Below are 22,054 nucleotides of genomic sequence, written 5' to 3'. Positions count from 1 at the left end.
GATTGTTATGCATGAAATGGCGTTGATGGGGGATATCCTCCAAATTGTTGAACAGGATGCAGCAAAACGGGGCGTCGTACAAGTCAAGCAAGTGGAATTGATTGTGGGTGAAATAAGTAATGCCATGCCTGATGCTTTGCGAATGGCATTTGACATTTTTCGCGATCAGAACTTGCACCTTTTTTCAGAGAACGCGCAGCTTATCATTCATAAGGAAGAAGCGAAAGCGGAATGCGTGTTATGTGGTCATTCGTATCATCCAACCCAAAAGATAGCGGTATGTCCGAATTGTAATATTCCATCAGGTAAAATTATATCAGGAGAAACGTTTCAAATATTATCCTATGAGGGGAGCGAGGAAACATGAATATAACACTTCGAACAGATGTGTTAACGAATAATAATAAAGCAGCTGAATTTAATCGTGATTTGTTTAACAAGACAAATACACTTGTTGTAAATATTATGAGCTCACCAGGTGCTGGAAAAACAACGCTACTAGAAGAAACAGTTAAGGCATTGGCAGGAACGTACCGAATTGGCGTGATTGAAGGAGACCTAGCAACGGAGAGAGATGCGGACCGCATCAGGGCACTTGGCGCAAAGGCGGTACAAATCAACACGTACGGCGGCTGTCATCTAGATGCGAGAATGGTTGCAGCAAGTCTAGCAGAACTTGATTTAGATGAACTTGATATTTTGTTTATTGAAAATGTCGGGAATCTCGTTTGCCCGTCCGGATATGATTTGGGACAGGATCATAAGATTGCTGTTTTAAGCGTTCCAGAGGGGAATGATAAAATTCCAAAATATCCACAAATGTTTATGCGAACGGAGCTTGTTCTTTTAAATAAAATCGATTTGTTACCTTATCTCGATTTTAATGTAGAGGAAGCGAAGAAGGATTTAACCGATATTAATCCGAACTCGAAGTTAATCTCTCTTTCTGCAAGAACGGGAGCTGGACTTGAGGAATGGTATGCATGGATTCAAGAGGCGTATAAAAAATGCGTGCAGTAAAAGTGAGCATTCGCGGGCGTGTACAAGGGGTTGGTTTTCGACCGTTTGTCTACCAGCTTGCCCATGTTCATCAGATAACAGGTACAGTGCAGAATAATATGGATGGGGTCAAGATTATTGCGGAAGGACGTATGGCGGATGTCGAGCAGTTTTTGCTTGATATTAAGGAAAAAGCACCACGTCTTTCCAGTATTAACAGTATGACTATATGCGATACCGCGCCAAGTGGGATAGCAGGCTTTACCATTATCGAAAGCGAGCGCGCCGGAACATCCTCTCTTGTCATTCCAATTGATTCCGCTGTTTGTGATGACTGTTTACGTGAGATGAATGATCCGAATGATTTTCGTTATGAATATCCGTTTATAAATTGTACGCAGTGTGGACCGCGGTATACAATAATATCAGCACTTCCGTATGATCGCCCGTACACATCGATGAAGCACTTTCCGATGTGTCCAGATTGCGAGAAGGAATATGTGGACCCTGCAAATCGGCGTCATCATGCACAGCCGATTGCATGCCCTACTTGCGGACCGAAAGTAAATCTGCTTGATGATAAAGGAAACAGCGTAGATGTATCTGATCCGATTCAAGAAGTAGCACGGCATATGCAAGAAGGTCACATTGCCGCAATTAAAGGTCTTGGTGGCTATCATCTTTGCTGCGATGCAACCAATGAAGAAGCGGTGGCAAAGCTACGGAAACGTAAAAATCGTCCGGCACGGCCGCTTGCGGTGATGGCAGCTTCACTGTCTATCATTGAAGAAATGGCGTATATAAGTGAAGAAGAAAAGAAACTACTAACAAGCCCAGAGGCACCGATTGTCATCGTAAAGAAAAAGGAAGGCTCATTTCTTGCTGAGAGTGTAGCACCGAAGATGACAACCATTGGTGTGATGCTACCGTATACACCGCTGCATCATTTATTATTTAAGCGGCATGAGGACGGATGCTTTGTTATGACGAGCGCGAACCCGTCAGGAATGCCCCTGGTTTATAAGGACGAGGAAGCTCTTACCCATTTAGAAGGAATCGCTGATTATTATCTCGTTCATAACCGAGAAATACTTCATCCGGTCGATGATTCAGTCGTACAAATAAGCGATGGCCGCTTGGATTTCTTCCGAAGAGCTCGTGGCTTTGTCCCAGATCCTTTTGTAGCAAACAAGGATGTTTCAGGGATTGTTGCCTTTGGCGGTCAGCAGAAGACGACCTTTACGATTGGGAGAAACGAACAAATTTTTCTTGGCCCGCATATTGGGGATTTAGAAAATATAGAAACGATGAACCATTACAAGCAGGAATATGAGCACTTGATGAAATGGATTGAAACGCCGCTAGATGTAGCAGTTCTTGATAAACATCCTTCCTACGAAACGCGGGAACTAGCAAAGGCGTATCCATTTGAAACTGTATTTGAAGTACAACATCATCACGCACATATGGCAGCTTGTATGGGAGAACATCAGCTTGAGGGGAAAGCGTATGGCATAATCCTTGATGGAACGGGCTATGGTTTAGACGGAAACATTTGGGGTTTTGAGCTATTTTACGGAGATGCGGAACGTGTTGACCGGATTGCCCACTTAGCGTATACACCGCTACCAGGCGGAGAGAAATGTATTCGTGAGCCATGGCGAAATGCTGCTGCCATGCTAATGTCAATGCACGGTGAGCAAGGAAAGAAGCTAGCGAAATTGTTATTTCCGGGAAAAGAGAAAGAAATCGATATTTTAGAAAAAATGATTGAAATGAATATAAATGTAGTCCAAGCAGGTACGTGTGGCCGCTTGTTTGATGCGGTGAGCGCACTTTGCGGTATTACAAAAATAGCTAGCTACGACGGAGAAGCGGCTATCTCACTTTCGGAGCTTGCCGATGAAAACGAAGTGTATGAACCGTATTCGTATGCATATTCAGACAAAGAACCAATTCAAATCCAAATGAATGCGATGATAAAGGAAATTGCCGAGGATGTTTTAAGAGGTGTGGAAGTAGCTAGCATTAGCGGACGTTTCCATGAAACGGTCGTCCAATCAATTGTAACGTTTATGGAAAAACAAAGTGAAGGTACGGCTGTTCAAAATGTCGTACTTGGCGGCGGTAGTATGCATAATCGATACCTTCGAAAACGATTGCGAGAAGAATTATCAAAACGGGAATTTTCCGTATTTGTACCAGAACAAATGCCTTGCAATGATGGCGGTCTGTCATACGGACAATTAATCGTTGCAGCGGCAAATAGGGAGGGCTAAACATGTGTGTTGGTGTACCAGCTAAGGTTGAAATAAAGCATGAATATACAGCGGTTGTAGATGTAATGGGATCGAAAACGACAGTAGGAATTATCTTTGTTCCTGAAGTGGAAGTTGGAGATTATGTTATTGTACATGCGGGTCAAGCGATGAGTATTGTCGATGAACAATATGCAAAGGACAGCGTGGTAGAATGGAGGAAGTTAGTCGATGCAAGAAATTCTGAAGCAGTCGAATGATCCAGATATCTGTATGCCACTCGTAGAAGCTGTTCTTGAAAAAGCAAAGGAATTCCAAGTCAAATTTGGACGTAAGCCTGCTTTTATGGAAGTATGCGGCTCGCATACGATGGCATTAGCCCGTACAGGTGTGAAGCAGTGCGTAAAAGACGAAGTTAATCTAATCTCTGGTCCGGGTTGTCCTGTATGCGTAACGGATCAACGCTCTATTGATGCGATGATTGCTCTTGCAGAAGGGGATAACCGAATTCTGTGTACATTTGGCGATATGATGCGTGTTCCAGGTTCGAACAAAACGTTGCTTGATATGAAAATTGCCGGTAATGACATTCGTGTTGTCTATTCTCCCATTGATACCGTTCGAATCGCTGAGGAAAATCCAGATAAAGAAGTCATCTTTTTAGGGATTGGCTTTGAAACAACGATTCCGATTTTAACGCTAATGGTTGCGGAAGCGAAAAAACGTGGCATTACGAATTTCTCGATTTGGATGACAACGAAATTGGTTGAGCCCGTTCTTCGCTATTTATTAGAAGCAGGCGATGTGAAATTAGATGGCTTTATCCTACCTGGGCACGTTTCGATTGTACTAGGAGAGGATTCTTACAAATATCTAGTAGATGAATATCACATTACAGGCGTGATTACAGGCTTTGAAACAGCGGAACTGTTATCGAGTATTTATAAGTTAATTGATCTTGCTCTGCAAGGAAAGGCAGTAATCGAAAATAACTATACGTCTGTCGTAAGTAAAGCAGGAAACGCCGCAGCGCAGCAATGGATGGACACATACTTAACGACATGTGATGAAGCTTGGCGCGGTATCGGAGTTATTCCAGAGAGCGGTTTGGATTTAAAGGAAGAGTATGATTTGTATAATGCGAAAAAACGGTTCAAAGTGGAAGTCGGGGAACCGCGGAAAACGAAATGTCGCTGCGGCGAAGTCATTCGTGGCTTGATTTCACCAAATGAATGCCCGTTGTTCGGTAAGGCTTGTCAGCCACTCAATCCAATTGGACCTTGTATGGTTTCGGCAGAAGGTAGCTGCGCAGCTTATTATCAATATATGAGGGAGAGTTTGTAATGGAAACGTTCATCAACTTAGCACACGGGGATGGCGGTGAACTAACTCATCGCCTCATCCGCGATGTATTTGTCTCAGCATTTGGCGAGCAGGATGCTCTCTTTGATGCGGCATCTGTATCAGTGCCAGTCGGAAAAATCGCCGTAACAACCGATTCTTTCGTCATTAAACCGATTTTCTTCCCAGGTGGTTCAATCGGGAAATTAGCTGTAGCCGGTACGATTAATGATTTGGCGGTAAGCGGTGCAAAGCCGGTATACTTAACATGCGGCTTTGTTATTGAAGAAGGATTTCCGATTTCTGATTTAAAGAAAATCGTTGCTGACATGGCAAATGAAGCGAAGAAAACAGGCGTCTCCATTATTGCAGGAGATACAAAGGTCGTGGAAAAAGGAAGCGCGGACGGCGTGTACATTAACACGACTGGTATTGGAATCTATGAACCAAGCCGAGGTTGCAGCCTTACTTTCGAAGAGGGCGATGCCATTATTATTTCTGGAACAATAGGCGACCACGGCGTTGCGGTTGTTACCGCGCGAGGAGATCTTGGCATTTCCGCTCCGACGCTTAGCGATTGCGCCTCTCTAAATGGTATGATTGCGAAGGTGCTTGACGAGTGCGACAGCGTCCGCATTATGCGTGATCCAACAAGAGGCGGACTTGCGACAACTCTTGTAGAAATTGCAGAAGATTTTAGGCTCACGATGAAAATCAAGGAACGCCAGCTTCCGATTAAAGAAGAAGTACACGGCGCCTGTGATATTCTCGGTTTTGATCCACTCTATTTAGCGAATGAAGGAAAATCCATCTTTATCGTAGCAGACAGTGAGAAAGAGAAGGTCCTTCAAATTCTGCGTGATTGTCCTGAAGGAAAGGATGCCGCAATTATTGGAAGCATCATCGGAAAAGAAAAAGGGCAACTCCTTTTGGAAACCCCAATTGGCTCTAAACGAATGTTGACACGACTATCCGGAACGATGTTTCCGCGGATTTGCTAAGACGATTCCTCCCTTATCGAGGCCACTGAAAACGTATGATGTTTCAGTGGCCTTATTCATGGGCTTTAAATGGGGAAATATGGCGTGAATTGAGCCCGAAGACGTGGAAAGAGGAAAGGTAGCGGAAATAAAATGTCTACAAAGATACGTTTCCATCGCATTTTTTTCGAAATCTATGCTTTTTCAGTGTCCTCACGTATAGGAGTTGTTTTTATTTAAGAGTTGGGAATCAACGTATCATACAGTATGATAGAGAACAGGATGCAACAATTTACTTAAATGGGAATCTGGCAATTGGAGGAATTACATGATTGGCAAACGAATGAAACACGCGAAACGTTATCAGGAAATAAGCAATGCTTTTATACGGAACGGTTTTAGCTATGTTGTCTATCGTTTATTTGACAAATCGCCTTCTAAAAAATCGATAGAAGCAGAGGAAGATATGAACTTGCGTACGATTGGTGTGAAACTTCGTATGGCCCTACAAGAATTAGGACCTACCTTTGTGAAGCTTGGACAAATTGCGAGTACACGAAGAGATCTTATACCCGAAGAAATTACAGGTGAACTGGAACAATTACAAGATCAAGTGTCCTCTTTTTCTATTGAACAGGTTCGCGCGATCATTGCAGGGGAACTAGGCGGTAATGTAGAAGAAATTTTCACCGATTTTCACGAAGAACCACTTGCGACCGCTTCAATTGGCCAGGTTCATCTTGCTACGCTGCAAACAGGAGAGCAAGTTGCTATTAAAATTCAGCGACCGGACATTCAGAAGATTGTTAATACGGATTTAGAAATTTTAGATGATTTAGCCGGGTTGATGGAGGCAAAATTAGCTTGGGCGAAAACATATCAAATTCGCAAAATAATTGAAGAATTCTCTAAATCTTTATTTGCTGAGCTGGATTACACAATTGAAGGAAGAAACGGCGAACGTGTTGCTAAACAATTTATAGATCAGCCTGAAATTCATATTCCTCGTGTTTACTGGGATTATTCTACAAGAAAAGTACTTACAATGGAGTATGTCCAAGGGATTAAAGTAAGCCATTTAGCAGATTTAGATGGACAGGGCTATGATCGAAAAATTGTAGCAGAGCGGCTGACAAATGCAATGCTTCATCAAATATTAATTGAAGGTTTCTTTCACGGGGACCCTCATCCAGGAAATATTTATGTGCTGCCAAATCAAGTAATTAGTTTTATCGATTTTGGTATGGTTGGGAAGCTGAATGAAGAAATGAAATACCATCTTGCCTCTCTCGTCATTCATTTACAGCGCAGCAATACAAAAGGCTTATTACATACGTTTTCCTCGATGGGAATTTTACCAGATGATATCGATATGAATAGTTTGTACGATGACATAGAAGATTTACAAATGAAGTATTACGATGTTGCATTAAGTAAGATGAGTCTTGGCGGGACGATTTCAGATTTATTTTCGGTCGCATTTAAGCATCAAATTCAAATTCCTGTTAACTTTACGGTTCTTGGTAAAGCGCTTCTTACGGTGGAAGGAATTGTGGAAGACTTAGATCCAGAATTTAGTATCATGACGGCAGCGAAGCCATTTGGACAAACCCTTTTGAAAAACCGCTACAATCCAAAAACTATTGCAAAAAAATCATGGGATCAATTGGTAGAAAATGCAGAAATGTTATCTGATTTTCCGAAGGACTTGAAAGAAATCACCACGACGATTAAAAAAGGAAAAATGCGTCTTGATATCCATGTAACTGAGCAGCAAGTCTTCTTACAAAAGCTTGATACTATTGTAAACCGTCTGTCCTTTAGTATTATATTACTCTCTTTTAGTATTTTGATGGTTGGTCTCATAGTCGGCTCTGCCATCGCCGGTCAAGCCACCGTTTTATGGAAGTTTCCGGCGATTGAAATTGGATCGGTTGTTGCAACGTTAATGTTTATTTTTATGATTGTTTCTATTATTCGCTCTGGACGGATGTAGGGGGGACGTGGTATGAGTAAGTTAAGTAATGCACTACGAATGATTGAAATCTTACATTCGAATGGGAAGACGAAGATAGCTGAATTATCAAACCTATTAGAAGTAAATGAGAGAATGGTTCGAAATTACCGAGCTGAATTAATAAAAGCGGATATTATGATTGATAGTGATAGAGGACCGGATGGAGGCCATTCGCTAAATCGGAATTCCTTCCTTCATATACGCAATATAACGAGTGAAGAGCTAGAAGCGCTCAAATTATCTGGGGAGAGCAGCAAACAATCACCGCCCAGCCTGATGGCAGCATTTATTTTGAAGCAACAATGAGCGGAAAGGAATCAATTAAAAAATGGATTCGCAGCATGGGCACGAACGCGAAAGTATTGGAACCAAAGTCACTTCGCGATGAAATGATCGAGGAAATGCGGGAGCAATTGAACATGTATGGGGAATAAGAAACTCTTTTTTTGGTGCGAATGCCTTTATGCCCGGCAAACGTGACTTTCGAGAGGCTCGGTCAGCAAAGCGAGGGATTGGTGCCCTCCCGAGGTGATATATGGGTGTAGCGGGTATCAAAGAGGTGGATTAGAGCCCGGTAAGCGAGATATACAAGCGAAGCGGTAATTAAAGCAACAGATTAAAGCCCGGTAAACGTGAAATACAAGCGAAACGGTAACTAAAGCAACAGATTAGAGCCCGGCAAGCGTGATATACGAGCGAAGCGGTAACTAAACGACAGATTAAAGCCTCGTGATCCAGCATGGACTAGGCACAGAAAAAAGGTATCATTCTCATTCATGTGAACTTTAACGTAACATTCATTAAATTGGCTCTCTTATGGGGGTTTTTCGTAAGGACAAATCATTATCGAATGCAGCGTAACTTATACATGTACGGGCTCTTTCTTTCATTTTTGTGGAGAAAGAGCTTTTTTATTAGAAATCGTTATTTTCACGTTCTTTTAATCTACTCATGAGCGGTCTATAAAATTGGTAATCAAAAATGATTAGGATGCCAATAAATACTATAGTTAATAGAATATCCATTGTCTCACTCCATCTTCGTTTCTTTATATCCCTAGTGTAAATGAAAGTTTAGATTTTTCCTCAAAAAATGTAAGAAAATATGACACGGTTTTCTACTATATGTCTCTTCCTATGCATAAAAAAGGTTTTTAATAATATTTTTTCATATAATTACATTATTTATATGAAAAAAGCGATATAATTAATGTTAATAGTGTCTATTTTTTTAATATTTATATAATTTTTCACAAAAACATATAGAATTTATACTCATTTTTTTATTAGTATTATACAATGAAACTATCATACTATGAAATCTATTATACATATGACAGCAATACGGTTTTTGGAGGAGGACAATATCGTGTTTGAATTATTTCAATCTCACCTACGAAGTGTTAAAAAGGAAATCGAAAAATATTCTAATTCCATTCCGTCTCTTGCCGACTATCATATTTTACATTCCCAACGTTTGCAGGATAAAATGCAACATCCTAATTTCGTTATTTCGGTAGCCGGTACAGAGCAAGCTGGTAAATCTTCGTTTATCAATGCTTTACTAGGAGAAGATTTCATCCCGAACGGTACTGGGCTTCCCTCTAGTACGAGCACGCGAATTGTATTTGCTGATCACGATGATCAAGTAATGATAGAATATGACAATGGTGAAAGTCGCGCTATTAAAGGAAATCCATTATCCTATGCGTTTCATCAGGAAATGAAAAATGGAACGCTGACAAAAGATAAATTTCAATTTCGAGTTCATCATAAATTACATGCGCTGCAAGAGCAGGATTCCCATGAAATGATTGACTTTGTTGTTATTGACACACCGAGTGTGGATTTGGATACAAGTGAAGAGTACGCACTGAAACGGTTTAAGGAAGACATGCTCGAAACCGATTTACTATTTTATATTTTTGATGCTAGTAATCCTCATGATGAGAGAACCTTGCGTGTATTAGCAGATATTCGTCCGGATTTACTGGAAGAAGCAATATTTATCGTAAATAAAATGGATTACCGAACAACTGCACATATTGATCCAGAGGCATCTATACAGGATATTATGCAATTACTTCAATCATTTGGTATACGCAGTCCAAAATGTATTCCCGTTAGTGCGAAAACGGCGTTGTATACCCGGATGATAGAGAAGGGTATGGAGCATTCCGAGTTCTACTGGCAGGAGCTTTCCTCTTATATACGGGAGGAAGAACTTAACAATACAACGGATGAAACGATTTTATTACAATCTCTTTTTCAACAAAGTGGTATTCCAATGATAGAACAAGAAATCGTAATACCGGCCTTTTTACACTTAAAAGAGGCTGTCAGATATGCCCTGCAAAAAAGCGTCATGCGCTACATTGGACAAATGAGTAATAGCTTCGAAAAAAATGTACAAAAGCTTTCCAGGTATGTAGACCGAAAAAAGCAAGAAAAACAGGAAAAAGAAGAGAATATGAACCAGCTCATTTCATTGTTAGCAGAGCATCATAGCAAAGCAGAGCAGCTAAAGGAGCATGTACAGCAAGCAGCCGCGCTTCTGAAAAAGGACGAGCTAATGCGTCCATTTACATTTACTATGTCGTCGTATGTGTATCATACAACCAATGAAGGCTTCGAAGAAAAAGAAGAAGCGATTGATGAGGCACGTAAATTGCTTGCACTATGGATTAAAAAGGATACTGAAAATATTCCGGAACAAGTCAGTGACTTTTATAATACCGGCTTGCAGTTTCAAGAATCTTCGCAGAATTATTTTAAGTTACTTTACGATGTAGCGCGCAAGGAAATGGCACGTGTAAATCAAGTAATTTACGAATATGGGTTACGCTATCCAAAGTCGATTGACTTCATTCCGAATCCTTTGCAAGTTCTGCCACATCAAATAGAAATAGCGGGAAAGCGAGCAATTGTTCGCAACATGAAAATGTATGATAATCATATTAACGTTGAATCTTATACAACTCCTTATAAGGACAAGGTTCTTCTCGTTTTTCATAAAACAAAGTATGTAACAAAATATAAATATGATATTGATGCTGCGGTTCGTTTTGCAGAAAAAGATTTAAACGAAAAAATCACTCAGTTTTCTGACATGTATTATGAAGAATTCATGGTAGAAAAATACAATAATTATCCGAAACGAGTCTTCCAAAGTGCAAAGAATGAAATCGATCGCTCTATCCAATGGATTGAGAAACTTATGGTACTTTTGAAGGATGAGATGAAAACAGTTGATGAAGAGCTTTCGGTGTTAGAAAATGAAATTACGCTTATTACCGAGTTACAGCACCGAATTGACAATCGATCCAAACTCATTACAGCAACAGAACGTATGAATGTTGCTAACGGTGAAAATTTATCTATTCGTCTCGATCATGCTACATCAGGCACTACGTTTTTCTTAGATGAAGGTGAATTTATTCTACATACCGCATCGCTTTCGAAATCCGCAGCATTTGTAGGAAAAGGAAAAGAAAAGACAAAGCTTATCATAAAAAGTCCGCTTTCCAATACAAATAGTCACGATTCCTTCCAATTTGAAGATGTAGCAATTGAATTTGATCATGCAGAAGACGTAGCCATTGCAATAGACGGCTATTCACTGATTGTAGAAAACTGTAGCATACTTGCTGCAGAACCGAATCAAACAATCATAAAAGTATCGGGCATGACAGAAGGAAGTATAAATAATTGTATGATTAACGGTGGGCTGATAGAGATGTCATCCGGAGGAAGATTTCGTGTTTCCGCGTCCTCATTTCAGAACAATGAAACAGCGATTGTGTTAGCTGCCTCTTCCTATACGACGGTAACTGGCAATTTCTTTGATACAAGTCAGCACGCATCAATTGAATGTAAAGATTCTGCAGAAGGAGTTATATCCGATAATCAATTCTCCAATCTTGCTGCATATGGCATGATTTGTAGTAATGCATCGAAGGTAATGATTGAAAATAATGAAATGACGGGTGCAAAGGTTTGTGCAGTTTTTGTAACGGATGAAGCAAAGCCTGTACTGTCAAATAATACATTTCGTACTAATAAAGTTTCTATCATTCTTGAAAAATATGCAAAATCCAAGCTAACAGGAAATACGATTACAGGAAGTGAAAATGGTATTCTTGCCCGTCATGATAGTGAACTCATTCTTCTTCAGAATACAATTGAGGAAAATGAGGGGGACGGTGTGATGCTTCTTGACCGGACTAGCCTTCCTTCATGTAAGGATAACGCCTTCCATCATAACCGAAAAAATGGCATAAGTATTGGCGGGGCGGCAACTGGAAAGATTGAAAAAAATCAATTTGATGCGAACGAAGAAAATGGCGTTATGGTAAGCATGAACGGGGAAGTTTGGCTTGTGAATAATAAGATGTCCAATCACGGGTTTGCGGGTGTATTATGCGAAGGATCTTCCCATCTCGAAATGGTACAAAACGAAGTAAGTGACAATAGCAATGGCGTCTACTTAAAGGATAAAGCTAGTGTTGAAATCGAAGAGAATACATTTATCAAAAACAAACGCTACGGCATCCGTATCTCCGATTACGTTATTGGATCAGTCAATAGCAATGAGTGCCTGGAAAATGGCTTATCTGCCTTTTGGGTCGACACTGCTAAAGAAATGGAATTTACGGATAACAAGCGAGTCGAATCTGGATTTGCCCTTCTGAAACCACAATATTGGAACAGTAAAGTAAAAATGCAACGCTCAAACCAAAAAGCAAAGCGTCTACACCGTAAATAAACCGAAACAATTTCTACTATATCGTTCCTTTCTTAACTTACAAAGTAGGCCACTGAAATGTAGTACTTTTTCAGTGGCCTACTTTGCGGATAGGTGCTTATTTAATTGGAGTCTATTGCTCCTTCTTCCAGCGTATAGTAAGAATAGAAGCTGTCTATTTGCAAACGGAAGGGAGCAAACTACGATGATTTATCAATCTGCATCGTTACTTGCGCGTCTAGTTGCTACATTTATAGATCTCATTCTAATGAGTATCATTGCTGCCATTATTAGTGTGATAACAGGTATGTCTCTTCTGCAAAAAATTCCTAATGACTGGCGATATCAGTTACTAATCGTTCTCTATTTAGCTATTCTTCCTGTATTGTGGAATGGATGCACGATAGGCAAACGTGCAGTAAATGTTAGCATTGTAAAACGAAATGGTACAAGACTCGATTACATGACGATGCTGCTTAGGGAAGGGATTGGTCTATGGGGACTAGGTGTACTTACATTTGGTGTAACGATTTTAGTAAGTATATTTATGGTTGCCTTTCTTAAGGACAAACGAGCTATTCATGATTACCTGGCAGGAACGTATGTGACGATACGGAAATAATAAGGAGAGAGGAACAAAGGCTGTTCAATTTGAATAGTCTTTATTCCTCTCTTATCCTAATGCCCGATTAAAAATGTAATTCCATTGTACGGATCTCCGCTATTATAGTAGACAAAATCTTTTGTATACACTTGATTTCCAATTGTAACAGATCCTTTTACATTGATTGGCTGATGCCCCCAGCTCGCAATTGTAATGGGGGTTGTAAACACCGCATTTCCATTAATGGTAAGAGGGTAATTGTTTCCTAGTGTAAGTGAATTTGAGATTTCCATATTTCCCCCAATCGTTACCGCACCATTTGTGTCAATCGTGAGACTGCTATCACTTTGGAAATTTCCTTTTACATTCATCGTCCCAGAAATCGTTGTATTATTTGTAATAAAAGCGTTTCCCCCAATTGTTACTGCAGAAGTTCCGTATGTTGTCAGCCCCTTATCACTTCGAAAGCTACCACTTACATTAAGTAAAGAATTATCTGTAAGATTGGTATTACTTTTTACATATAAATTTTGGCCAATATCCATCTTAGAAGCACCATTAAGAACTAAGTTTTGTTGAATAAGGGCATTTCCACTTACAGTAGCTGTTCCGGGTGCAAACTGAACACTATTGTTCACATACATATCTTTATCAACGGTCACAGAAAGATTATTGTACAGATTCAATCCATTGCTGAAATATGTGCTCCCTTGAATAAAATGAGTGTCTGGACATGGGCTCCAGTTTACATTTCCTGCAAAGTTACTTTGCTGTAGCTGTGCATTCCCCGTATATGTACATTGGTTTGCGTTTAACGTTACAGGATTATAGTCATTTGGATTTAGCACGAGCTTTGTCGTAAAATCACTCGCATTCTGGAAGGCAACCGTTCCTATGGTCGTGCTACCCGTGGAACCGGTTGTTGTGCCATTAGTAGATGAGGTTCCATCAAACGCACTTGTACTGTTTAGCAAGGCATCTAGTGATTTTCCGATAATATTATATTTTGATTGACTACAATATAATGTGACTGAAAAGGTTTGTATTTGGGAGTCCCATGTTACCTTGTTTTCGTTATTTTTTGTATAGGGCTGTGAGGAAAATGGATCTGTTGGATAGTCAATATACCCTTTGGTTGCTAATTCATCTAAGGTAGCGCTATTAGTTGTCGCTCCTTCATTTGTTGCATAAATCCGCGCCGCTTCAATCATTTGTCGGGCATTGGCAATATGTGCATCTCGTTTTGAATTTTCAATAATGGAACCAATGGACGGAACGGCAATGGCAGAAACGATTCCTAAAATAACAACAACAGCAAGCAATTCGACTAAAGTGAGACCATGTTCATTTCGCAATATGTGCATCGCTTCACCGTCCTTACTTTAAGTATAAATAGATTATAATTACGTACGATTTGGGGGGAATTCAATTATTAGATTCAAAAGTGTTCAAAAAGTAAGATTTCCCAGTAATATTGTACCATTTACAGGGTGAAGGTGTATGTAAAGAATGGAGAAAAAAAGTACAAGAGTAAGGAATGGATTGTATACTGATTTTATTTTTACAAAATTTAAATGGAAATAATAAAATAAAACAAATACAATGTAAATAGCAGAGAAATTCTAGTGTTATATCGATATAAAAAAATTTACTCAAGGAGTCATTTGAGATAAATAATAAAATATGACAGCTAGGAGGTGTAGAATGGGAGAGGTTGAAATGTCAAATGGAAAGCGCCTGGTATTTATATGGCTGATACTAAGCGAGGTACTACTAGCATGTACACTAGTCATTTGGGTTATGGGATTTATTTTTGCCATTGCAGAATTGGTAATGCCCCTATGGCTAGTTATCGGAAGCTATCCGATTTTTATCATTGTTAGCGCATTCATGGCTTGGAGAGAGTATATGAAAGGAAACTACCGTAACACTGTATTATGGAGTTTGTTTCCAATCATTTGGTACGGATTGGTGTACGGGTTAACTTTTATTTCATAATGAACAAAGAGCGTTCTCATTAACTAAGAACGCTCTTTTTATGGAAGAATCCTTTTTATCGTGAACATGATATAGCTTATTAGTAAGCTCATAAAAGAAAAAATGAGCGCCACACTGGAAAAAACAAGTACATAGGCATTGAAAGTTCCAAGCAGTTGCATGAGACCATAGCTAGATAGATGAAGAAAGCTAGATGCTCCGTTTATTACAAGAAGGACGATAAAAATCGTGATTACACCACTTAGTGCACCATCAATATCAGGACGACTTAGGGCGATATGAGTAGAAATGCAAACAGATAAAAATAGAAATAGTAAAAAAGAAGGATGGGCGAAGTTAGTTACTGTAAACAGACTTTTCCATAATACAAAAGCTGATGAAAAGATGTGATTTGCAACATCACTGGAATTTCCATCCATTTTTATAGCTGATATATCCTTCATTAACAATTGATAGGATTGTGGAACGAAGGAATACATGAGAATGACAAGTGCCGCAATGCCGCTAAATACAGGAGCAACTCCAATGAAAAAGTTCCCGATTCTTTGATATAAGCTGTTCGGGTTATAGGTATGACTGACAAAGCCAAGCTGTCCTCCTTGCGTATTTGTCGGAAACCACTGTACACTTACAATCTTATGTCTAAAGACAAGGCACATCATTGCATGACCAAGTTCATGAATAGGTGTTCCAATCCAAGCAGTAAGTAGAAAGCCAGTTCGTCCAAATGTAGACGTCCAATATCTGCGCGACAAATCTTGAAAAAAACCTAGCACAAACCCAATTAATAAAATTACACCAACACAGGAACAAAGCTGTATAAAACTCGTTACGAGTAGGGTAATCAAAAAAGTTCCCATTATAATCATCCTTATCTAACCTAACACAGGTCTACAAAATTGTTATTATCGTAACATGAAATAGGTTGGAAGAAAAGGAATCCTATCCCTGAAAATAATCTTAAATAGTATGCAAAATGAAAGAATATAACGTATAAAACTTTTATTATAATAATAAAAGTTACTATTTAGAAAAATATTTAGTAAAATAATATACATATGATCTTTTATTTGCTAATATTAATCTACCTTTACAATATAAGGGAGGAAGATTGCGATGTCAGTTCAAGTAATTAGTAGCGCATACATCACAAATCTATTAAATGAATGGTATCAAGCTATTCGTTCGCAGCATGTGAATAAGGCTGAGGAGTATAAACGTGAAGTTGAGATAAAGCTTTCTTATATGGAAGAAAATCAAAACGTACTCCTCTATTATTCACTTCTCGATTTCCGTCATAGCATTCTCGTAAAAAGTTTGGTACATGCTGATTCCTCCGTACAAAATATTGAAAAAGATGAAAGTAGTATGGATGATTTCCTTACTTATTACTATCATTTGTTTAAAGGTATTTATGCGATGAACAACGGTCAATATAGCGATGCACGTATTCACTATCAAAAGGCGGAAGTCTTACTTGATTTCGTTCCAGATGGAGCGGAAAAAGCAGAATTTTATTACCGCGTGGGTACGTTTTATTATCATATACACCAACCGCTAGACTCGATTCGTTATATCACGAATGCACGCTACTTTTATTTAGAGAATTTCGGATATGAACGAAATATAGCTTCTTGCGATAATGTTCTGGGTCTTAGTTGCATTTTATTAAAGCAATTCGACCAAGCAGAAACTTATTTTCTTACTTCGTTAAAGCAATTACTTAAGTTAGATGAGAAGAAACTCATTCTAAAAGTAAGTCACAATCTAGGATTCTTATATGCTGAACAAGGCCTATCTAATTTGGCTATCCCGTATTTGCTAGAGGCAGTAAAAGATAATCCGAAAACAATGTTTCTCCTTGCGAGAGAATACAATAAGCTTGGCATGGATCGTAAAGCACAAGATTTAATTTCAGAAGGAATGAAATCTTGTGATGAAGAATATAAGCATCATTTTTCCGTTCTTAAAGCAGTCGTAACCGTATATCCAGTCGAAAGACTAGAGCAAGCGGTACGTAAGGCTATCCTTTACTTTAAAAAAGAAGGGCTTTGGAAGTATGTGGAAGAATATTGCGATATGGTAGCCGTAGCGTTACATCGTCACAGCTTTTTTGAACAAGCAAGTGCATACTTCTTAACAAGTCATGAGGCAAAGAAAAAATCGTATGAGAAAGAGGCTTTGCTTTAAAAAATTTGATATAGGTAGTAGGTGTCAGCCTATTGGTCGTTTTTCTCGTAACAGGTGGTAACAGACTCACTGATACATCTCCAAATCAAACGATAAAAGCGGCGCTTCATATGCAGGTAAAGGATCATGGTGAAACGTGGTACCATGAGAAGGGAAAAGAGAGAGTGAATCTCTCTTTTTTGTTAGTGCTTTTTATCTTCATTATTCAGTTAATTTAAATAAGCAAAAAAATATTTTGACATTTCTGTGAACTATAAATATAATAAAACCTATAAGTTTAATAATAATTAAATATAACACTCTTATCCAGAGAGACGGAGGGACTGGCCCTAAGATGTCTCGGCAACCATTGAATGCGAAAGCTTCAAACGGTGCTAATTCCAGCAGAATACTTATTCTGAAAGATGAGAGGGACGATCTGGTATGTAAAGTCGACCTCTTATCTAGATGAGGTCGACTTTTTTATTTGGAAATGGGGACAAAAACAAGGGGGAAGTTACATGAAGAAAATCATTGCAGTTGTTCTACTTGTATTCACACTACTGATCACGGGCTGCCAATCAAACGCAGCTACCGCAAAGCCAAAGGAAATTCGAATCGATTATGCGTATTATTCTCCGCTAAGTCTCGTGCTTAAAGATCAAGGCTTCTTAGAAAAACGATTAGCGAAAGACGGAGTTCCAGTTAAATATGTATTAAGTCAAGGAAGTAATAAGGCATTAGAATTTTTGAATAGTAACAGTGTGGACTTTGGTTCTGCTGCAGGAGGTGCAGCACTAATTGCGAAGGCAAAGGGAGCACCGATTGAGAGTGTTTATGTTGCGTCGAAGCCAGAATGGACCGCACTCGTTACGCTACCTGATTCATCCGTAAAATCAGTTGCAGATTTAAAGGGCAAGAAGGTTGCCGCTACATTCGGAACAGATCCACATATTTTCTTACTGCGCGCACTAGATGAAGCAGGTTTGTCTTCGAAGGATGTTCAGTTAATTAACTTGCAGCATACGGACGGTGCACTTGCTCTTCAAACTAAGCAAATTGATGCGTGGGCCGGCTTGGATCCGCATATGGCCAAAGTAGAACTCGAATCAAAAGCAACACTCTTTAAACGACAAGTTGATTGGAATACGTACAGTCTCCTTCACGTACGAAGTGAATTTGCAAAGCAATATCCAGCCTATGTCAAAGTTGTACTCGAAGCCTATGAAGATGCAAGAAAATGGGCACTTGCGCATCCGGAAGAAACAGCACAAATTCTTGCAAAAGAAGCGAAGCTCGACCCGGAAATTGCAAAACTAGAATTAAAACGCAGTGATTTCTCAAATGCTATTCCGAATGATGCAGTGAAGGATTCCTTAAAGGGAGCATCTACTGTTCTTCTTAAAGAAAAAATTATTCCGCCAAATACGGATACGAAAAAAACAATTGATGAGTTAATTCAGCCTTCTTTCGCGAAGGAAGTAGTGAAATAAAAAGGAGGATTACAAATGAGTGAAAAAACAATTGTCGTTTCACTTCCCGCAAAGAAGGCGAAGACGTCCGGCAATAGCTCCAAATGGTTGCTTGGCACGATTTTTCCTGTTTTATTATTAGTTATTTGGGAGTGGGCAAGTCGGTTTGGTATCATTTCTGCACATCTCTTACCTTCTCCATCTACTATTCTAGCAACAATTGGATCGATGGCACAGGATGGCACGCTATGGGGGCATATTGGCTTTACGTTAGTGCGGATTGCCGCTGGCTTTGCGATTGGTATTGTCATTGCTACAGTTCTCGGCTCTTTAGTAGGATTAAATCGCACCGTTGAGGCACTCCTAGACCCGATTATTCAAGCATTTCGTTCGATTCCCTCCCTTGCATGGGTACCGCTATTTATCCTTTGGATGGGAATTAGCGAAGAGTCAAAGGTTGTTTTAATTGCTGTTGGGGTATTCTTCCCCGTGTATTTAAATATCGTAAGTGGAATTCAAAATGTGGACCGAAAGCTAGTAGAAGTAGGGAAGCTATATCATTTTTCTACGTTTGAACTAATCTATCGCATCATTTTACCAGCAGCAATGCCAAGTTATTTAACTGGACTTCGTAGCGGACTCGGACTTGGCTGGATGTTCGTCGTAGCAGCAGAACTGATGGGAGCAAGCCAAGGATTAGGATTTCTTCTTGTGAACGGACAAAATACGTATGCACCCGAGATTATTTTATCGAGCATTGTTCTTTTTGCCATTCTTGGGAAGCTATCGGATTCCTTGCTGAAAGCATTAGAGGCCAAAGTACTCTTTTACCAAGATCGAATAGCCAAATAGAAATGAGAAATAGGAGGTAATGTTATGCTATCGATACAACAAGCACAAAAACAATTTGATAACGGAAATCATGCCTTCCAGCCTGTTTCGTTTCTTGCAGGAAAAGGAGAGGTAATCGGTCTTCTTGGAACGAGCGGCTGCGGAAAGAGTACGATTCTTCGAGCGATAGGAGGTCTTGATCCGCTAACGTCCGGTCATATTCTATGGAACGGAAAACCGATAGAAAAAACAAAAACCAATCTTAGTTTTATCTTTCAAGAACCTCGCCTCATGCCTTGGTTATCGGTCCTGGATAACGTGGCCTTTGCAAGTAAGTCGGCTAACAAGAAGGAAGAGGCGTTAGCATTATTGGAACGCGTTGGCCTAAAAGGATTTGAAAATCACTATCCAAAAGAGCTTTCAGGAGGAATGGCGCAGCGTACTGCTATAGCCCGCGCCCTTTCTGTTCGCCCTGAATTGTTACTTCTTGACGAACCGTTCAGCGCACTCGATGCTTTTACGAAAATGCAATTGCAAAATCTAGTCCGTCACATATGGGAAACAGACCAAGCGACAATTCTTCTTGTAACACATGATATCGAGGAAGCCCTCTATCTATGTGATAAAATTGTTATTCTTCGCGGACAGCCGGGCGAACTTGTTGACATTGTAGAAGTAAAGGAAAAGCGAACGCGCGATGCAAACCTCGATCTAAAGCATTATATTTTACAATTGCTTCATTTTGAAGAAAATGCTCTTGTATAACTTCCACGTTTTTTGTGGAAGTTTTTTGTTGGCTGAAAAACCTGTTTTGATCATGCAGAAAATGGGGAAGAGGAACGTATTTGCGTGCCCGCAAATGGGGAAAAGTAAAAAACGATATTGAAAGGGGAGGAATCGTGCCTAGAAGCGAGGAAAAAGAGAGCTGGCGGTAACAAAAGAGGAAGATTGAGCCCGAAAGCGAAAGAAAAGAGAGTTGACCGTAACAAAAGAGAGTCAATTGTGCCTGTACATCAGAAATATCGACTACAGCGGTAACAAAAGTCCTGAAATCGTGCCCGCCTCTCAGAAAAACCGGCTTGAGCGGGAATAAAAGAATCCTACCCATTTCCTAAAATACCAGAAACACCCAATCATGAACGAACAAGCTCCATCAGTGTCTAAACACAGGTAAACTTCCTCCTGGCATTAAATTTGGGTCTTTGTTACAACTTTTCACTTTTCATTTTCTCCAAAACCATGTACCCTACTTAAGGATAGTAAAACACTTGAAGGAGAATAAAGATGGCACAGACATTTGTTCGGCAAGATATTACGCTACATAATTTGCAGCAATTTATAAAAATGAAGGATGCAGACCCAGAACGAAAAAATATCTATTTTCAAAAGTTAATCGAAGAAGTAGGGGAGCTTTCGGAGGTTCTTCGGAAAGATAGACGATTGGCTGAAACAGGTACGATTAAGGGCACAATTGAAGAGGAATTGTATGATGTGCTCTATTATGTATTAGCGATTGCGAACGCGCATGATATTGATATGGAAGAATGCTTTCGGCTTAAGGAGCAATACAAGCGGGAAAAAAAGAAAAAATAAAAACCTAGAGATTAGGGCATGATCTCTAGGAGTAGGGGTACGAGAAATACGTTAAAGGTTGCGGTTAAGAGCATGGAAATAGTAGCAATTGTTCCTTCTAGTTGTCCCATTTCAAATGCTCTGGAGGCTCCTGTTCCATTGGCACTTGTACCCATTACAATGCCTTTCGCTACCGCTGTTCGGATGCGAAGAATTCGTATGATGGATGGACCTGAAATAATTCCGATGATGGCGGTTAACACGACAAAGAGAGCAGTTAAGTCCTTTGTTCCTCCAGCCATCGAACTAATTTGCATGGCGATCGGTGTCGTTACGATATGCGGTACGATGCTATCGGACATGGCTAAATTTAAATGAAATACTTTTGCTAAGAGCATTGAAACAATAATCGAAATAACCGAGCCTGCCAATACATTTAGCACGATCGGAACTGCATATTTTTTTAATGTGTTCCGGTATAGATACAACGGGTACGCAAATGCTACGACAGCTGGTTCTAGTAATTTTGATAACCACGTCGCTCCTTGTGCGTAATGATCATAGGGAATATGAAATAGTAGTAACACAGCAATCAATAGAATTGGCGTGATTAACATCGGTGTTAATAGCGTCCATTTATAGGTTTGATATACTTTTTTCGAAAATAGATATGTAAATACAGTTAATCCTAGAAAGAATATTTGAATCATCATGCTTCTTTTCGTCCCCCCATTTTTTCTGCAAAGATACCAGTAAATACAATAACCATTAGTGTACTCAGTATGAGGATAGCCGAAATTCCCATTCCATTTGTCATAAGAATGTCACGATAACGTATGATTGCTACAGCTGATGGAATAAAGAATAAGAGTAGTTCTTTAATCAATAAGTTTGAACCAGATGCTACCCATTGTATCGGAATCATTTTAAAACGAAAGCAGATGAATAATAGAAGCATACCGATTATACTTCCCGGAATAGGCAAGTGAGTAAAGGCAACGATGGTGTTACCTATAAATACGAATACGTATAGAAAAAGAATTTGTAAGCCAATTGTGAATAATCTCAAG

Annotated in this window: 22 protein-coding genes and 1 riboswitch; of the genes, 18 read left to right on the top strand and 4 right to left on the bottom strand. The window is 39.6% G+C overall.

Going from position 1 to position 22,054, the window contains the following annotated elements; genetic code table 11:
• Positions 1-7 precede the first annotated feature (7 nt).
• From ACAN53_RS09915 to ACAN53_RS09865, 11 genes are all read left to right on the top strand, one after another.
• Positions 8-367 (top strand): hydrogenase maturation nickel metallochaperone HypA/HybF, encoded by a 360-nt coding sequence (locus tag ACAN53_RS09915; RefSeq protein WP_379969482.1) that lies wholly within the window; start codon positions 8-10, stop codon positions 365-367.
• Positions 364-1,020 (top strand): hydrogenase nickel incorporation protein HypB, encoded by a 657-nt coding sequence (gene hypB / locus ACAN53_RS09910; RefSeq protein ID WP_379969480.1) that lies wholly within the window; start codon positions 364-366, stop codon positions 1,018-1,020. Before ACAN53_RS09915 ends, hypB begins: the two co-directional genes overlap by 4 nt.
• Positions 1,008-3,278: a carbamoyltransferase HypF gene (hypF, locus tag ACAN53_RS09905; protein ID WP_379969478.1), complete on the top strand. Its 2,271-nt coding sequence runs from the start codon at positions 1,008-1,010 to the stop codon at positions 3,276-3,278. The genes hypB and hypF overlap by 13 nt, the downstream gene beginning before the upstream one ends.
• Before the next feature lie 2 nt (positions 3,279-3,280).
• Positions 3,281-3,517, top strand: coding sequence for a HypC/HybG/HupF family hydrogenase formation chaperone (locus ACAN53_RS09900; RefSeq protein ID WP_379969476.1), 237 nt, complete (start codon positions 3,281-3,283; stop codon positions 3,515-3,517).
• On the top strand, positions 3,489-4,601 hold the full coding sequence (gene hypD / locus ACAN53_RS09895; protein WP_379969474.1) for a hydrogenase formation protein HypD: 1,113 nt from the start codon (positions 3,489-3,491) through the stop codon (positions 4,599-4,601). Before ACAN53_RS09900 ends, hypD begins: the two co-directional genes overlap by 29 nt.
• Positions 4,601-5,599: a hydrogenase expression/formation protein HypE gene (gene hypE / locus ACAN53_RS09890; protein WP_379969472.1), complete on the top strand. Its 999-nt coding sequence runs from the start codon at positions 4,601-4,603 to the stop codon at positions 5,597-5,599. Before hypD ends, hypE begins: the two co-directional genes overlap by 1 nt.
• Before the next feature lie 307 nt (positions 5,600-5,906).
• On the top strand, positions 5,907-7,574 hold the full coding sequence (locus ACAN53_RS09885) for an ABC1 kinase family protein (protein WP_379969470.1): 1,668 nt from the start codon (positions 5,907-5,909) through the stop codon (positions 7,572-7,574).
• A gap of 12 nt (positions 7,575-7,586) precedes the next feature.
• Positions 7,587-7,901 carry a helix-turn-helix transcriptional regulator gene (locus ACAN53_RS09880; protein WP_379969468.1) on the top strand — a complete coding sequence of 105 codons (315 nt, stop codon included), beginning with the start codon at positions 7,587-7,589 and terminating at the stop codon, positions 7,899-7,901.
• Positions 7,832-8,029, top strand: a complete 198-nt coding sequence (locus ACAN53_RS09875; RefSeq protein ID WP_379970303.1) for a WYL domain-containing protein — start codon at positions 7,832-7,834, stop codon at positions 8,027-8,029. The genes ACAN53_RS09880 and ACAN53_RS09875 overlap by 70 nt, the downstream gene beginning before the upstream one ends.
• A gap of 934 nt (positions 8,030-8,963) precedes the next feature.
• Positions 8,964-12,359 carry a right-handed parallel beta-helix repeat-containing protein gene (locus ACAN53_RS09870; protein ID WP_379969466.1) on the top strand — a complete coding sequence of 1,132 codons (3,396 nt, stop codon included), beginning with the start codon at positions 8,964-8,966 and terminating at the stop codon, positions 12,357-12,359.
• 184 nt (positions 12,360-12,543) lie between these two features.
• A complete protein-coding gene (locus tag ACAN53_RS09865) occupies positions 12,544-12,960 on the top strand; it encodes an RDD family protein (protein WP_379969464.1) in 417 nt (138 codons plus the stop codon).
• Between the two features lie 56 nt (positions 12,961-13,016).
• Here the strand turns inward: ACAN53_RS09865 and ACAN53_RS09860 are convergent, their stop codons facing one another.
• Positions 13,017-14,306 carry a prepilin-type N-terminal cleavage/methylation domain-containing protein gene (locus ACAN53_RS09860; RefSeq protein ID WP_379969462.1) on the bottom strand — a complete coding sequence of 430 codons (1,290 nt, stop codon included), beginning with the start codon at positions 14,304-14,306 and terminating at the stop codon, positions 13,017-13,019.
• Positions 14,307-14,646: 340 nt separating this feature from the next.
• Here ACAN53_RS09860 and ACAN53_RS09855 point away from each other — a divergent pair, with 340 nt between their 5' ends.
• Positions 14,647-14,940, top strand: a complete 294-nt coding sequence (locus tag ACAN53_RS09855; protein WP_379969460.1) for a hypothetical protein — start codon at positions 14,647-14,649, stop codon at positions 14,938-14,940.
• 38 nt (positions 14,941-14,978) lie between these two features.
• Here ACAN53_RS09855 and ACAN53_RS09850 read toward each other — a convergent pair whose 3' ends face one another.
• On the bottom strand, positions 14,979-15,800 hold the full coding sequence (locus tag ACAN53_RS09850; RefSeq protein WP_379969458.1) for a hypothetical protein: 822 nt from the start codon (positions 15,798-15,800) through the stop codon (positions 14,979-14,981).
• Positions 15,801-16,056: 256 nt separating this feature from the next.
• Here ACAN53_RS09850 and ACAN53_RS09845 point away from each other — a divergent pair, with 256 nt between their 5' ends.
• The 6 genes from ACAN53_RS09845 to ACAN53_RS09820 all read left to right on the top strand — a co-directional run bounded on the left by ACAN53_RS09845 (position 16,057) and on the right by ACAN53_RS09820 (position 21,005).
• Positions 16,057-17,130, top strand: a complete 1,074-nt coding sequence (locus tag ACAN53_RS09845) for a response regulator aspartate phosphatase (RefSeq protein ID WP_379969456.1) — start codon at positions 16,057-16,059, stop codon at positions 17,128-17,130.
• A 32-nt stretch (positions 17,131-17,162) separates the two neighbouring features.
• Positions 17,163-17,348, top strand: a complete 186-nt coding sequence (locus ACAN53_RS09840) for a hypothetical protein (protein WP_379969454.1) — start codon at positions 17,163-17,165, stop codon at positions 17,346-17,348.
• An 81-nt stretch (positions 17,349-17,429) separates the two neighbouring features.
• Positions 17,430-17,541, top strand: a riboswitch (SAM riboswitch).
• Between the two features lie 89 nt (positions 17,542-17,630).
• Positions 17,631-18,602 (top strand): aliphatic sulfonate ABC transporter substrate-binding protein, encoded by a 972-nt coding sequence (locus ACAN53_RS09835; RefSeq protein WP_379969452.1) that lies wholly within the window; start codon positions 17,631-17,633, stop codon positions 18,600-18,602.
• A gap of 15 nt (positions 18,603-18,617) precedes the next feature.
• Positions 18,618-19,433 carry an ABC transporter permease gene (locus ACAN53_RS09830; RefSeq protein ID WP_379969450.1) on the top strand — a complete coding sequence of 272 codons (816 nt, stop codon included), beginning with the start codon at positions 18,618-18,620 and terminating at the stop codon, positions 19,431-19,433.
• A gap of 24 nt (positions 19,434-19,457) precedes the next feature.
• Complete coding sequence (locus ACAN53_RS09825) at positions 19,458-20,177, top strand: ABC transporter ATP-binding protein (protein WP_379969448.1); 720 nt, start codon at positions 19,458-19,460, stop codon at positions 20,175-20,177.
• A 519-nt stretch (positions 20,178-20,696) separates the two neighbouring features.
• Entirely contained in the window at positions 20,697-21,005 is a 309-nt protein-coding gene (locus ACAN53_RS09820) for a MazG nucleotide pyrophosphohydrolase domain-containing protein (RefSeq protein WP_379969446.1), read from the top strand.
• Between the two features lie 11 nt (positions 21,006-21,016).
• Here ACAN53_RS09820 and ACAN53_RS09815 read toward each other — a convergent pair whose 3' ends face one another.
• Complete coding sequence (locus ACAN53_RS09815; protein ID WP_379970302.1) at positions 21,017-21,694, bottom strand: LrgB family protein; 678 nt, start codon at positions 21,692-21,694, stop codon at positions 21,017-21,019.
• Entirely contained in the window at positions 21,694-22,053 is a 360-nt protein-coding gene (locus tag ACAN53_RS09810; RefSeq protein ID WP_379969444.1) for a CidA/LrgA family protein, read from the bottom strand. The genes ACAN53_RS09815 and ACAN53_RS09810 overlap by 1 nt, the downstream gene beginning before the upstream one ends.
• Position 22,054: the final 1 nt, after the last annotated feature.

Source organism: Ectobacillus soli, assembly GCF_042610425.1.
GTDB lineage: Bacteria > Bacillota > Bacilli > Bacillales > Bacillaceae_G > Ectobacillus.
The sequence above is the reverse complement of the archived record's forward strand: the minus strand, read 5'-3'. Positions and strand labels throughout refer to the sequence as shown.

What these genes read in the sequence shown, in the direction of transcription:
- ACAN53_RS09915 (WP_379969482.1), top strand. Translation starts at nt 8, where the DNA reads ATGCATGAAATGGCGTTGATGGGGGATATCCTCCAAATTGTTGAACAG.
- hypB (WP_379969480.1), top strand. Translation starts at nt 364, where the DNA reads ATGAATATAACACTTCGAACAGATGTGTTAACGAATAATAATAAAGCA.
- hypF (WP_379969478.1), top strand. Translation starts at nt 1,008, where the DNA reads ATGCGTGCAGTAAAAGTGAGCATTCGCGGGCGTGTACAAGGGGTTGGT.
- ACAN53_RS09900 (WP_379969476.1), top strand. Translation starts at nt 3,281, where the DNA reads ATGTGTGTTGGTGTACCAGCTAAGGTTGAAATAAAGCATGAATATACA.
- hypD (WP_379969474.1), top strand. Translation starts at nt 3,489, where the DNA reads ATGCAAGAAATTCTGAAGCAGTCGAATGATCCAGATATCTGTATGCCA.
- hypE (WP_379969472.1), top strand. Translation starts at nt 4,601, where the DNA reads ATGGAAACGTTCATCAACTTAGCACACGGGGATGGCGGTGAACTAACT.
- ACAN53_RS09885 (WP_379969470.1), top strand. Translation starts at nt 5,907, where the DNA reads ATGATTGGCAAACGAATGAAACACGCGAAACGTTATCAGGAAATAAGC.
- ACAN53_RS09880 (WP_379969468.1), top strand. Translation starts at nt 7,587, where the DNA reads ATGAGTAAGTTAAGTAATGCACTACGAATGATTGAAATCTTACATTCG.
- ACAN53_RS09865 (WP_379969464.1), top strand. Translation starts at nt 12,544, where the DNA reads ATGATTTATCAATCTGCATCGTTACTTGCGCGTCTAGTTGCTACATTT.
- ACAN53_RS09860 (WP_379969462.1), bottom strand. Translation starts at nt 14,306, where the DNA reads ATGCACATATTGCGAAATGAACATGGTCTCACTTTAGTCGAATTGCTT.
- ACAN53_RS09855 (WP_379969460.1), top strand. Translation starts at nt 14,647, where the DNA reads ATGGGAGAGGTTGAAATGTCAAATGGAAAGCGCCTGGTATTTATATGG.
- ACAN53_RS09850 (WP_379969458.1), bottom strand. Translation starts at nt 15,800, where the DNA reads ATGGGAACTTTTTTGATTACCCTACTCGTAACGAGTTTTATACAGCTT.
- ACAN53_RS09845 (WP_379969456.1), top strand. Translation starts at nt 16,057, where the DNA reads ATGTCAGTTCAAGTAATTAGTAGCGCATACATCACAAATCTATTAAAT.
- ACAN53_RS09835 (WP_379969452.1), top strand. Translation starts at nt 17,631, where the DNA reads ATGAAGAAAATCATTGCAGTTGTTCTACTTGTATTCACACTACTGATC.
- ACAN53_RS09830 (WP_379969450.1), top strand. Translation starts at nt 18,618, where the DNA reads ATGAGTGAAAAAACAATTGTCGTTTCACTTCCCGCAAAGAAGGCGAAG.
- ACAN53_RS09825 (WP_379969448.1), top strand. Translation starts at nt 19,458, where the DNA reads ATGCTATCGATACAACAAGCACAAAAACAATTTGATAACGGAAATCAT.
- ACAN53_RS09820 (WP_379969446.1), top strand. Translation starts at nt 20,697, where the DNA reads ATGGCACAGACATTTGTTCGGCAAGATATTACGCTACATAATTTGCAG.
- ACAN53_RS09815 (WP_379970302.1), bottom strand. Translation starts at nt 21,694, where the DNA reads ATGATTCAAATATTCTTTCTAGGATTAACTGTATTTACATATCTATTT.